General features: G+C 41.9%; 16 protein-coding genes. 11 read left to right on the top strand and 5 right to left on the bottom strand.

All coding sequences use genetic code 11. The features are described from left to right. Positions 1–18 precede the first annotated feature (18 nt). A complete protein-coding gene (locus tag M1F63_RS03420; protein ID WP_247940717.1) occupies positions 19–276 on the top strand; it encodes a DUF896 family protein in 258 nt (85 codons plus the stop codon). Between the two features lie 85 nt (positions 277–361). On the opposite strand, the gene M1F63_RS03425 is transcribed toward M1F63_RS03420, so the two are convergent. The 3 genes from M1F63_RS03425 to M1F63_RS03435 are packed head-to-tail and all read right to left on the bottom strand — an operon-like array spanning position 362 to position 3,177. Then, positions 362–1,606: an NAD(P)H-dependent oxidoreductase gene (locus tag M1F63_RS03425; RefSeq protein WP_247940718.1), complete on the bottom strand. Its 1,245-nt coding sequence runs from the start codon at positions 1,604–1,606 to the stop codon at positions 362–364. 17 nt (positions 1,607–1,623) lie between these two features. After that, positions 1,624–2,229, bottom strand: a complete 606-nt coding sequence (locus M1F63_RS03430) for an NADPH-dependent FMN reductase (RefSeq protein WP_247940719.1) — start codon at positions 2,227–2,229, stop codon at positions 1,624–1,626. An 18-nt stretch (positions 2,230–2,247) separates the two neighbouring features. Beyond that, positions 2,248–3,177, bottom strand: a complete 930-nt coding sequence (locus M1F63_RS03435; protein ID WP_247940773.1) for an FAD:protein FMN transferase — start codon at positions 3,175–3,177, stop codon at positions 2,248–2,250. Between the two features lie 307 nt (positions 3,178–3,484). Between M1F63_RS03435 and nox the strand changes: the two genes are divergently transcribed. From nox to pdxT, 3 genes are all read left to right on the top strand, one after another. After that, entirely contained in the window at positions 3,485–4,864 is a 1,380-nt protein-coding gene (gene nox, locus M1F63_RS03440) for a H2O-forming NADH oxidase (RefSeq protein WP_000036761.1), read from the top strand. Positions 4,865–5,120: 256 nt separating this feature from the next. After that, positions 5,121–5,996, top strand: coding sequence for a pyridoxal 5'-phosphate synthase lyase subunit PdxS (gene pdxS / locus M1F63_RS03445; RefSeq protein ID WP_247940720.1), 876 nt, complete (start codon positions 5,121–5,123; stop codon positions 5,994–5,996). Continuing rightward, a complete protein-coding gene (pdxT, locus tag M1F63_RS03450; protein ID WP_180833072.1) occupies positions 5,997–6,578 on the top strand; it encodes a pyridoxal 5'-phosphate synthase glutaminase subunit PdxT in 582 nt (193 codons plus the stop codon). Between the two features lie 19 nt (positions 6,579–6,597). Here the strand turns inward: pdxT and trhA are convergent, their stop codons facing one another. Together trhA and M1F63_RS03460 are read right to left on the bottom strand one after the other, a co-directional pair. Beyond that, entirely contained in the window at positions 6,598–7,245 is a 648-nt protein-coding gene (gene trhA / locus M1F63_RS03455) for a PAQR family membrane homeostasis protein TrhA (protein ID WP_001097972.1), read from the bottom strand. Then, positions 7,242–7,688: a DUF1836 domain-containing protein gene (locus tag M1F63_RS03460; RefSeq protein WP_247940721.1), complete on the bottom strand. Its 447-nt coding sequence runs from the start codon at positions 7,686–7,688 to the stop codon at positions 7,242–7,244. The genes trhA and M1F63_RS03460 overlap by 4 nt, the downstream gene beginning before the upstream one ends. A gap of 134 nt (positions 7,689–7,822) precedes the next feature. On the opposite strand from M1F63_RS03460, the gene M1F63_RS03465 reads away from it, so the two are divergent. The 7 genes from M1F63_RS03465 (at position 7,823) to trxB (ending at position 12,177) form a co-directional block, all read left to right on the top strand. Beyond that, positions 7,823–8,317: a GNAT family N-acetyltransferase gene (locus tag M1F63_RS03465; protein WP_000405847.1), complete on the top strand. Its 495-nt coding sequence runs from the start codon at positions 7,823–7,825 to the stop codon at positions 8,315–8,317. Then, on the top strand, positions 8,314–8,829 hold the full coding sequence (locus tag M1F63_RS03470) for a methylated-DNA--[protein]-cysteine S-methyltransferase (RefSeq protein ID WP_247940722.1): 516 nt from the start codon (positions 8,314–8,316) through the stop codon (positions 8,827–8,829). Before M1F63_RS03465 ends, M1F63_RS03470 begins: the two co-directional genes overlap by 4 nt. A gap of 12 nt (positions 8,830–8,841) precedes the next feature. Then, entirely contained in the window at positions 8,842–9,198 is a 357-nt protein-coding gene (locus tag M1F63_RS03475; RefSeq protein ID WP_045592122.1) for an arsenate reductase family protein, read from the top strand. 156 nt (positions 9,199–9,354) lie between these two features. Next, positions 9,355–10,155, top strand: coding sequence for an amino acid ABC transporter permease (locus tag M1F63_RS03480; protein WP_000219166.1), 801 nt, complete (start codon positions 9,355–9,357; stop codon positions 10,153–10,155). Next, positions 10,155–10,898: an amino acid ABC transporter ATP-binding protein gene (locus M1F63_RS03485; protein ID WP_125397927.1), complete on the top strand. Its 744-nt coding sequence runs from the start codon at positions 10,155–10,157 to the stop codon at positions 10,896–10,898. Before M1F63_RS03480 ends, M1F63_RS03485 begins: the two co-directional genes overlap by 1 nt. Positions 10,899–10,975: 77 nt before the next feature. Continuing rightward, positions 10,976–11,200 carry a DUF4059 family protein gene (locus tag M1F63_RS03490; protein WP_000924294.1) on the top strand — a complete coding sequence of 75 codons (225 nt, stop codon included), beginning with the start codon at positions 10,976–10,978 and terminating at the stop codon, positions 11,198–11,200. Positions 11,201–11,265: 65 nt separating this feature from the next. Further along, complete coding sequence (gene trxB / locus M1F63_RS03495; RefSeq protein ID WP_044021049.1) at positions 11,266–12,177, top strand: thioredoxin-disulfide reductase; 912 nt, start codon at positions 11,266–11,268, stop codon at positions 12,175–12,177. Positions 12,178–12,366: the final 189 nt, after the last annotated feature.

The following is a 12,366-nucleotide window of genomic DNA, read 5'->3' on the forward strand; positions in this document are numbered from 1 at the left end:
TATCACAAAGGAGAAGAAATGGATCCGAAAAAAATCGCTCGTATCAACGAGCTTGCAAAAAAGAAAAAAACAGAAGGCTTAACTTCTGCTGAAAAAGTGGAACAAGCTAAACTTCGTGAGGAATACATCGACGGCTATCGTCGTTCAGTTCGTCACCACATCGAGGGAATCAAAATCGTGGATGAACAAGGAAATGACGTTACGCCAGAAAAACTACGCCAAGTACAACGTGAAAAAGGTTTGCACGGCCGTAGTCTTGATGATCCAAATTCATAATATTCAAGGGTTTTGTAGATGATTTACAAAACCTTTTTTTGCTAATAATAAAAAAGAAGGAGCCGTTTGGCTCCTTTTGTGTTTCTTAGTTGCTCGCACCAGAAGTAGCGTCTGCGCCACCACCGTGACCTCCAGCATCACCTGAATCAGAAGCACCAGAAGTAGCATCAGCGTCTCCATGACCTCCAGCAGCAGGAGCGAATGGCCCACTACCACCTACCAAACGTTGACCAGTTTCTTGTAGGTACCAGTCAAGCCATGGTTGGAAGTTAAAGACGATTTCATTGATACCAGCGTATGATCCGTCAGGGTAGTACATAGCTTGATAGTTGTGAGTGTTGATAACACCTGCAGGTGAACCTGGAACGATCGTACGGACGTATTCTTGGTTTCCGTTGCGAAGTGTTCCGATAACCCACTCTACATTCTTCATGCGTGCTGGCGGAAGAGAACCGTGCACAGTTGACATGCGGCTACCTGATTGAGGTGGTACACGTTTGGCAAACATGGTGTCTGGATCTTGGTGAGCGTTGTTGTAGTAGAGGAATTGGTTGTTGTCATCAGCGTATGTCAATTCAAATGGCATAGCTTTCAAGAACATATCGATTTGGTTAACTGTTAGAATACCGTGGTCTAATTTGACATAGGTATCACCAGAAACAGCTCCAGTGATTGCTGCAACTTTTTCTACCCATTCTGGATCGTCAGGGTCAACTTCTGTAATGGTTGTAGCAATTGGTCTTCCACAATCCAAGTCTTCTGGTTCGATTGGTTTTGGTTTTTTCAATTTCGAAACGACTCCTACGTATTTAACAAAGTTATCTAAGCAAGTTTCAAGGAATTTAACAGTTCCTTCGTTGGTGATGTTTCCATTGTTATCAAAAGCTTCTTTGGCTTTACCAAGAAGGAACTCATTTCCTGGAAGTGTGTAGGCATTGACACCTGGAGCGTCAAGGATTTTACGAAGGTGAACCTGGGCACGTGAAGTTCCTTGGTCATAGTATGATGCACCCACAATCATAACAGGCTTGTTTTCAAATGGATGAACTTCGTATGAAAGCCATTCAAGTACAGATTTGAGCGAAGCTGAGATAGTGTGGTTGTGCTCAGGAGTGGCGATAATGACACCATCAGCACGTGTAATCTTGTTATACAAGAAACGCAATTGGAAGCTTTCGTCCCATTTTTCGTCTTGGTTAAACATTGGAACTTCGTCGATTTCAAGAACTTCTAATTCAAATTTGAATTTGAAATTGCGACGGATAAATTCCAAGAGTTTGCGGTTATATGATTGATCGTAGTTTGATCCTACAAGTCCAACAAATTTCATTCTTTCGGTCTCCTATCTTACAAATTTTCCCAGTCAAATTCTTCTGCATCTTTGCGAAGCAATTCTTGCGCATTGCGCAATTTCTCAGTAATCTTCACAAAGATACGGAAGTCATCAAAGATGGCATCCAATTTCTTGATAACATCAAGGTCAACCAAGTCGCCACTTGGGTTAAATGATTGAAGAGAGTGTGAGAGCAAGAATTCATCTGGAAGAACATTTGCCTTGATTTCAGGAGCATTCAAGATTTGACGAAGTTGCAATTGGGCACGAGACGAACCAAGTGTGCCGTATGAAGCACCAGTGATCATGATTGGTTTGTTCAAAAGTGGGTAGATACCGTAAGATAGCCAAGCAAGAGCGCTCATCAAAACGGCAGGGATAGAGTGGTCGTACTCAGGAGTACCGATAATCACACCATCAGCCTCTTCCATTTTAGCTGCAATTTCAAGAATTTCAGCTGGAAGTTGCTTATCTGCTGGTTTGTTGAAAACAGGGATATCCTTGATTTCAACGAGTTCAATTTCAGCTTTATCCGCAAAGTGTTTTTGCATGTATTGGAGCAATTGGCGGTTTGTAGAACGTTTAGAGTTCGTTCCAACAATGGCAATAAGTTTTAGCATGAGATTTCCTTTCTCTTTTTACATAATACAATTTTGAAGGCCTGAAGAACAAGCAAGGCGTCCCTCTTTGTCAATGAGGATGGCTTCAATACCATCTATACTTTCGACTTGCCAGAGAATAGAAGCGCTTCGTTCCCCGAATAGGCGAGTTGTCCAAATCTCACCATCAACGGATTTATCAGAGATAATCGTTAGGCTAGCGAGATCGGTTTCGACAGGGAATCCTGTCTCACTATCAAAGATATGGTGATAGTCTTTTTCATCTACTGTCAGGTGGCGTTCATAGATACCAGAAGTGACGACGGATTTATTAGAAACAGGAATGGTTAGGAGATGATTTCCACGAGGATTTCGCGGATCTTGAATCCCAATCTGCCAGGCTTTCCCATCTTTGGCTTGATTGTTTCCGATGGTGAGGATATTTCCTCCGAGATTGATCAAGGCAGAGGTGACACCGTGTACTTTAAAATACTGAGCAACCTTATCTGCACTATAGCCCTTAGCTAAACAACCTAAATCAAGTTTCATTCCCTTTTTCTCTAAAAATACAGTAGAGCTAGCGGGATCCAACTTGATAAAATGCGGGTCAACTAGAGGCAAGACAGCTTCGATTTCTTTAGAGTCTGGAAGCCGTGCATCTGCAAATCCGATTCGCCAGGTTTGAATCAAGGGGCCAATGCTGATGTTTAGATGGCTAGATGGAGCTAGACTATGTTCTAACCCAAGAGCAATCAGTTCAAATAAGTCAGGATGGACCTTAACAGGTGTGATTCCAGCCAGGTAGTTGATTTCCATCAGTTCGGATTCCTGACTGTTGGCGTTAAAGCGGTATTCGAGTTCCTTGAGCAAATCAAAGGCTCCTTGAAGTAGGCAATCAGCCTGTTCATCTACTAATGAAATCGTGATAGTTGTTCCCATTAGCCGTTCAGAACGTGAATGAAGAGGCAAGCTACCAGCTCCTTTCTCTTTATAGGAAATCATTCAGTATAAGGTCGTTAAAGAAAAATTAAACCCCTTACATTTTCTTTCCATGTATCTAGCATATCATAAAGTCAGCGTTTTCACAAATGAATTTTGACAAAAAGTCAAGAAATATGCTCAAAACTAATATGAAAGCGATAGAAAAATTGGATTTATCAATGTTAAGTGTATTTTTTTCTGAAAAAAAGAGAATTCTGAGCAAATGTCTTGTAAACGCTAACAGTAAATGATATACTAGGAAGGTAAATCAAAAATTAAAGGTAGGAATTTTTCTATGAGTAAAATCGTTGTAGTTGGTGCTAACCACGCTGGTACAGCTTGTATTAATACGATGTTGGATAACTTTGGTCATGAGAATGAAATCGTAGTATTTGACCAAAACTCAAATATTTCATTCCTTGGTTGTGGAATGGCGCTTTGGATCGGGGAACAAATTGATGGCCCAGAAGGTCTCTTCTACTCTGATAAAGAAAAATTGGAAGCAAAAGGTGCTAAAGTTTACATGAACTCACCAGTTCTTTCAATTGACTACGATAACAAAGTTGTGACTGCAGAAGTTGAAGGAAAAGAGCACAAAGAGTCTTATGATAAATTGATCTTTGCAACTGGTTCAACTCCAATCTTGCCTCCAATCGAAGGTGTTGAAATCGTTAAGGGCAACCGCGAATTCAAAGCAACTCTTGAAAATGTACAATTTGTTAAATTGTACCAAAACGCTGAAGAAGTTATTGAAAAACTTGAAGACAAGAGCAAACACCTTGAGCGCATTGCCGTTGTTGGTGGTGGTTACATCGGTGTAGAACTTGCTGAAGCCTTTGAGCGTCTTGGAAAAGAAGTGGTGCTTGTCGATATCGTAGATACTGTCTTGAACGGCTACTATGACAAAGACTTCACTCAAATGATGGCGAAGAACTTGGAAGACCACAACATCCGCTTGGCTCTTGGTCAAACAGTTAAAGCCATCCAAGGTGATGGAAAAGTTGAACGCTTGGTAACAGACAAAGAAACATTTGATGTAGATATGGTGGTTCTTGCTGTTGGTTTCCGTCCAAACACAGCTCTTGCTGACGGTAAGATTGAACTCTTCCGCAACGGTGCCTTCCTTGTAGACAAGAAACAAGAAACTTCAATCCCAGGTGTATACGCTGTTGGTGACTGTGCAACTGTTTATGACAATGCACGTAAAGATACAAGCTACATCGCTCTTGCATCTAACGCTGTACGTACTGGTATCGTTGGTGCTTATAATGCTTGTGGTCATGAATTGGAAGGAATCGGAGTTCAAGGATCAAACGGTATCTCTATCTACGGTCTTCACATGGTTTCGACTGGTTTGACTCTTGAAAAAGCCAAAGCTGCAGGCTATAATGCAACTGAAACTGGATTTAACGATCTTCAAAAACCAGAATTTATCAAACATGACAACCACGAAGTTGCCATCAAGATTGTCTTTGACAAAGACAGCCGCGAAATCCTTGGTGCACAAATGGTGTCACATGATGCTGCTATTAGTATGGGAATCCACATGTTCTCACTTGCTATCCAAGAGCATGTAACCATTGACAAATTGGCTTTGACAGACCTATTCTTCTTGCCACATTTCAACAAACCATACAACTACATTACAATGGCTGCACTTACAGCTGAAAAATAAAAATTGACGAGCTATCTGGCCTTAAGTTAAGGTCAGATAGTTTTTTAGTTATACTCTTCGAAAATCTCTTCAAACCACGTCAGCTTCGCCTTACCGTACTCAAGTACAGCCTGCGGCTAGCTTCCTAGTTTGCTCTTTGATTTTCATTGAGTGTCAATCTGTACCCATACAATTATCCTTTTTTTATCTTGTACTTCATTCTAATCTGGCTTAAAATGAAATGGTAGCTACCAATACAAATGATGAGGATTAAGAAATGACTGAAAATCGTTATGAACTAAATAAAAACTTGGCTCAGATGCTCAAAGGTGGGGTTATCATGGACGTTCAGAACCCTGAACAGGCTCGTATCGCAGAGGCTGCTGGTGCGGCAGCTGTTATGGCCTTGGAGCGGATTCCAGCTGATATTCGTGCAGCCGGTGGGGTTTCCCGCATGAGCGATCCAAAGATGATTAAGGAAATCCAAGAAGCGGTCAGCATTCCAGTGATGGCCAAGGTCAGAATCGGGCATTTTGTTGAAGCTCAGATTTTAGAGGCTATTGAGATTGACTATATCGATGAGAGTGAAGTGCTGTCTCCAGCTGATGACCGTTTCCATGTGGACAAGAAAGAATTCCAAGTTCCTTTTGTCTGTGGAGCTAAGGATTTGGGTGAAGCCTTGCGTCGTATCGCTGAAGGAGCTTCTATGATTCGCACAAAAGGAGAACCGGGTACAGGAGATATCGTCCAAGCCGTTCGCCATATGCGTATGATGAATCAAGAAATCCGCCGTATTCAAAATCTCCGTGAGGATGAACTTTATGTGGCTGCCAAGGACTTGCAAGTCTCTGTTGAATTGGTCCAATACGTTCATGAACATGGAAAATTGCCAGTTGTAAACTTCGCAGCTGGAGGTGTTGCAACACCAGCAGATGCTGCGCTGATGATGCAATTGGGGGCAGAGGGTGTCTTTGTTGGTTCAGGTATTTTCAAATCAGGCGACCCTGTTAAACGAGCAAGTGCTATTGTTAAGGCCGTAACCAACTACCAAAATCCCCAAATTCTGGCTCAAATCTCTGAAGATCTAGGGGAAGCCATGGTTGGTATCAATGAGAATGAAATCCAAATTCTTATGGCAGAGCGAGGAAAATAGATGAAAATCGGAATACTAGCCTTGCAAGGCGCCTTTGCAGAACATGAAAAAGTGCTAGATAAACTAGGAGTCGCTAGTGTCCAAATCAGAAATTTGCATGATTTTCAACAACATCAGAGTGACTTGGTGGGTTTGATATTACCTGGCGGTGAGTCTACAACCATGGGCAAGCTCTTGCGCGACCAGAACATGCTGCTTCCCATCCGAGAAGCCATTCTATCTGGATTACCCGTTTTTGGGACCTGTGCGGGTTTGATTTTGCTGGCTAAGGAAATCACTTCTCAGGAAGAAAGTCATCTTGGAACCATGGATATAGTGGTTGAGCGCAATGCTTATGGGCGCCAACTAGGAAGTTTCTATACAGAGGCAGAATGTAAGGGAGTTGGTCAGATTCCCATGACTTTTATCCGTGGACCGATTATCAGCAGTGTTGGAGAGGGTGTGGAAGTTTTAGCAACAGTTGATGATCAAATCGTTGCAGCCCAAGAAAAAAATATGCTGGTAACTTCTTTTCATCCAGAATTGACAGATGATGTTGGCTTGCACCAGTACTTTATCAATATGTGTAAAGAAAAAAGTTGAGAAAAGATTCTCAACTTTTTTACATGTAATAAACAATCGCGATATATTGAAGTGCAGATGCAGCTAGGATAAAGAGATGCCAAATCATGTGGAAATAAGGTTTTTTCTTAGCGTAAAATCCAGCTCCAACTGTATAACAGAGTCCGCCAGTTACCATGAGACTCCAGAAAATTGGTGTTGTTTGACTGATAATGGCAGGAATGATAGCCAGAACCAACCAGCCCATGATCAGGTAAAGGGCAAGGCTGAATTTCTCATTGACCTTTTTAGCAAAGATTTTATAAAGGATGCCAAAGATGGTCGTTCCCCACTGAATGGCGATAATGAGATAGCCAAACCAGTTATTCATCAAAGTCAATACGACCGGCGTATAAGAGCCTGCGATAGCCACGTAAATCATAGAATGGTCGATGATTCGCAAGACGTATTTGTGGGTCGAACCATAGGCCATAGAGTGGTAAATGGTTGACGAGAGGAACATGAGAAAGAGACTGATAACAAAGATTGAAACACCAAAAGATGATAAAAATCCGTGTGCTTCATAACTATAGGTGGATGAAATGGGGAGCAAGATGAGCATGATAACGGCACCCACAGCATGGGTCACACTATTAGCAATTTCCTCTCCAAAACTGAGCTTTTTACTGAGTTTTAGACTGGTATTCATTGGATTTCCTCCTCTTCTTTGATAAGGATTAAGTCTAGAGTTTGATGATAGAGTTTAACCGTTTGACAGCTAGTTTGGATAATAGGATTTTCTGGATCAATCCCATGGTTCATGTAGTCCACAAAAGCATCGTAGAGCTGGTCTGAGCTCGCTTGAGTTTGTAGAGTATTGAGGGTCTGAGCGATTTCTTGGATTGAAAAGACAGACTTGAGAGTAGTGATGGCAATCAAACGGGCAATCTGTTTGCGTTGGTATTTTTTCTTATCCGGCTTTGTCAGGTAACCATGTTTGACATAGTTATTGACCATGGATGCGGTCAGGCCCTTTTCTTTATCTGGAGAAATAGGGGCACAGACTTGATTGACATAAAGCAAAACCTGATCCAGATAGAGGTCAATGTTCGGAATGTCTTCCCATTTTGGGTAGGAAAAGTTAGAATTCATTTCCAACTCCTTTTTATCTAGTTTTAATAACTAGATTATAAAATAATAAAAAACAAAAGTCAAGTTTCAACTGCTTGTAGAAAGCTTTAAATTATGCTATGATGAGAGAAAATAGTTAGAAATGAGGGGAAAAGATGGAGATTCGTTTAGCTTTTCCAAACGAAGTAGATGCCATTATGCAGGTGATGGAGGATGCTAAAAAGTGCTTAGCCAAGTCTGGTAGCGACCAGTGGCAAAATGGCTATCCAAATGCCGACATCATTATCGATGATATCATCTCAGGTCAAGCTTATGTGGCCTTGGAAGAAGGAGAACTGCTAGCCTATGCTGCTGTGACCAAGAGCCCAGAGGAAGCCTATGAAGCCATTTATGAAGGGAGTTGGCAGGGGGGAGAATCAGAATATCTGGTCTTTCACCGTATCGCTGTGGCAGCAGATGTCCAAGGACAAGGTGTTGCTCAGACTTTCCTAGAAGGCTTGATTGAAGGTTTTGATTATCTAGATTTTCGTTCAGATACGCATGCACAAAACAAGGCCATGCAGCATATCTTTGAAAAGCTAGGCTTCCAACAGGTTGGTAAGGTTCCAGTTGATGGGGAACGTTTGGCCTATCAGAAATTAAAAAAATGAAGCAAAATAAGTACGCAAAAATGCTCTACCCGTCGCCAATTGGGACCTTATCCTTAGTTGCTGACGAGCAATATCTCTATGGAATTTGGGTGCAGGACCAAACTCATTTTGAGAGGGGATTAGGGGATGAAACGATAGAAGAAGTTGCTAGCCATCCTGTATTAGAGCAAGTTATTTCCTATTTAGATACCTATTTCGAAGGCAGTGTTCAGGATCTATCTGACTTACCTTTGGCTCCTATTGGAACAGATTTTGAAAAGCGAGTTTGGATCTACTTACAGGCCATTCCTTATGGTCAAACAGTGACTTACGGACAAATAGCGCAGGACCTGCAAGTAGCTTCTGCCCAAGCGATTGGTGGAGCAGTGGGGCGCAATCCTTGGTCCATCCTCGTACCCTGTCATCGTGTGCTGGGATCAGGCAATCGCTTGACAGGCTATGCATCTGGAGTCGAAAAGAAAGCCTGGCTCTTGCAACATGAAGGTGCAGCATTTCAAGAAAATAAAAAATAGAAAGAAAAGAAGATGTTAGAATTTATCGAATACCCAAAATGTTCAACTTGTAAGAAAGCAAAAAATGAATTGGATCAACTTGGACTGGAATACCAAGATGTCCACATCGTAGAAGAAACACCAAGTGAAGAAGTGATTTTGAACTGGTTGGAAACTTCCGGTTTTGAAGTGAAACAATTTTTCAATACTAGCGGGATTAAATACCGCGAACTGGGCTTAAAAGATAAGGTGGGAAGTTTGTCAAAACAAGAAGCAGCCAAGCTTCTAGCGAGTGATGGCATGTTATTGAAACGTCCAATTTTGGTGGAGAATGGTGCTATTAAACAAATCGGCTATAGAAGACCCTATGAGGACTTAGGTTTGAGATAGTTTTTATTTATCTCCTTGATAGGTAAAATATATAGCTTCCCTGTTTTAAAGTGTGATAAACTAGAAGATAGACGAAGTTTGAGCAGCCCGTAGCAAATAATTTGCTTGCGAGCAGAAGTATGATAGAATGAATCATTATCAGGAGAGGATGTTTTTATGACTGTTACAACATTTTTAGCATCAGATTGGTACCAAAGTTTGATGCAACTCATTCCGGATGGTAAGCTCTTTAGTTTGCGTTCGGTCTTTGATGGAATTCCAAGGATTGTCCAACAACTGCCTACAACCTTGATGTTGACGCTTGGAGGTGCACTCTTTGGTTTGCTACTTGCCCTAATTTTTGCCATTGTTAAGATCAATCGTGTTAAGATTTTATATCCCTTGCAGGCCTTTTTCGTCAGCTTCTTAAAAGGTACCCCAATCCTAGTTCAACTTATGTTGACCTACTACGGAATTCCTTTAGCACTGAAAGCTATCAACCAACAATGGGGAACTGGTCTCAATATCAATGCGATTCCAGCAGCGCTTTTTGCGATTGTGGCCTTTGCTTTTAATGAGGCGGCTTATGCAAGTGAAACGATTCGTGCGGCCATCCTTTCTGTTAATCCCGGTGAAATTGAGGCGGCACGCAGTTTGGGTATGACGCGAGCGCAAGTTTATCGTCGCGTGATTATTCCAAATGCGGCGGTAGTTGCGACACCGACTTTGATTAATTCCCTTATCGGTTTGACCAAGGGAACTTCTCTAGCCTTTAGCGCAGGTGTTGTGGAGGTCTTTGCCCAAGCTCAGATTTTAGGTGGAGCAGATTACCGCTATTTTGAACGCTTCATCTCCGTTGCTCTCGTTTACTGGGTGGTCAATATCGGAATTGAAAGCCTCGGCCGTTTCATCGAGAGAAAAATGGCTATCTCAGCACCGGATACAGTGTCTACAGATGTGAAAGGAGACCTTCGTTAATGATTAAGATTTCGAATTTAAGCAAATCCTTTTCAGGACAGACAGTCTTGAATCATCTGAACTTGGATATCCAAAAAGGTGAGGTAGTGGCTTTGATAGGTTCATCTGGAGCTGGGAAATCAACCTTTCTTCGTAGTTTGAACTACCTTGAAACTCCAGATAGTGGAACGATTCAGATTGACAATTTTAAAGTTGATTTTTCTCAGATTAGCCAAGAAGAGATCCTAACCCTTCGTCGCAAGTTGTCCATGGTTTTCCAACAGTTTAATTTGTTTGAACGCCGAACTGCTCTTGACAATGTCAAGGAAGGTTTGATTGTCGTTAAAAAATTATCGGACGAGGAAGCAACAAAAATCGCCAAGGAAGAGTTGGCTAAGGTTGGACTTTCTGACCGTGAAAACCATTACCCTCGCCACTTATCAGGTGGACAGAAGCAACGGGTTGCCCTCGCGCGTGCGCTTGCTATGAAACCAGATGTCTTGCTCTTGGACGAACCCACTTCAGCCCTCGACCCAGAGTTGGTCGGTGAAGTAGAAAAGTCTATTGCAGATGCTGCCAAGTCAGGTCAGACCATGATTTTGGTCAGTCACGATATGTCTTTTGTAGCCCAAGTGGCAGACAAGGTTTTATTCCTAGATAAAGGGAAAATTATCGAGTCTGGCACACCGGATGAAATCATCAATCATCCGAAAGAAGAACGAACAAAAGAATTCTTTGCTAGTTACAAACGGACTTATATTTGATATAATAGAAAAAGGAAAACTCAGTTAGTTGGACTAGCTGAGTTTACTCTTTAAAAAAGATAGAAACGAGAGAGATCATGCTACTGCATTTATTTTCTTTATATTTCGAGAGTTTGATCTTAACGACCATCCTTGTCGTGATTTTTCTGGGGATTTGGATCGGATTGAGAGCCATGTCTGGTGTGGACAAGACAGCCAAAGCTCGCCAAGCTCATCTCTATGATATGATTATGATTGGAGTTTTGGTCGTTCCGGTGTTATCCTTTGCCGTCATGAGTTTGCTCTTGGTTTTCAAGGCATAATCCTTGCGTGGCTAGCAAGAATGAGTTAGAATAAAGATAGTTACAACAAGAAAGAAGGAATCGAAATGTACGATACGATTATTGTCGGTGCTGGACCTGCGGGAATGACCGCTGCCTTATATGCCGCTCGCAGCAATCTGAAAGTGGCTTTGATTGAAGGTGGTCTGCCAGGCGGGCAAATGAACAACACATCTGATATTGAAAACTATCCAGGTTATGCCAACATCAGTGGACCTGAATTGGCTGAAAAGATGTTTGAACCACTTGAAAACCTTGGAGTGGAGCATCTTTATGGCTATGTTGAAAATATTGAAGACAAGGGTGACTATAAGAAGGTAATCACTGATGATCAAGTTTACGAAACCCGTACTGTCATCGTGGCAACTGGGTCAAAACACCGTCTCTTAGGGGTTCCCGGAGAAGAAGAACTGAACAGTCGCGGTGTTTCTTATTGTGCAGTCTGTGATGGAGCTTTCTTCCGTGACCAAGACTTGCTCGTAGTCGGTGGTGGAGATTCAGCGGTAGAAGAAGCCCTCTTCTTGACACGCTTTGCCAAGACTGTTACCATTGTTCACCGTCGCGATGAACTTCGTGCCCAAAAGGTTTTGCAAGACCGTGCCTTTGCAAATGAAAAAGTCAACTTTATCTGGGACTCTGTAGTTAAGGAAATTAAAGGTGAAAATCGAGTAGAATCTGTCGTATTTGAAAATGTGAAAACAGGTCAAGTAACAGAGCAAGCCTTCGGAGGTGTCTTTATTTATGTCGGTTTGGACCCTGTTAGTGATTTTGCTAAAGATTTGAATATTCAAGATCAGGCAGGCTGGATTGTGACAGATAATCACATGAAGACGGCTGTTGACGGTATCTTTGCGGTTGGGGATGTTCGCCATAAAGACCTTCGCCAAGTGACAACAGCAGTTGGAGATGGTGCTATCGCTGGTCAAGAAGCATACAAATTTATTACAGAACATAGTTAATACACTTCGAAAATCTCTTCAAACCACGTCAGCTTCACCTTGCCGTAGGTATGGGTACTGACTTCGTCAGTTCTATCCACAACCTCAAAGCAGTGCTTTGAGCTGTCTACAGCTATCTTCCTAGTTTGCTCTTTGATTTTCATTGAGTATAATCATAAAAAAGTTTCCAATCAGATGACTGGAAACTTT

It is taken from the genome of Streptococcus oralis (assembly GCF_023109155.1).
In the GTDB taxonomy this organism is placed as follows: domain Bacteria; phylum Bacillota; class Bacilli; order Lactobacillales; family Streptococcaceae; genus Streptococcus; species Streptococcus oralis_BZ.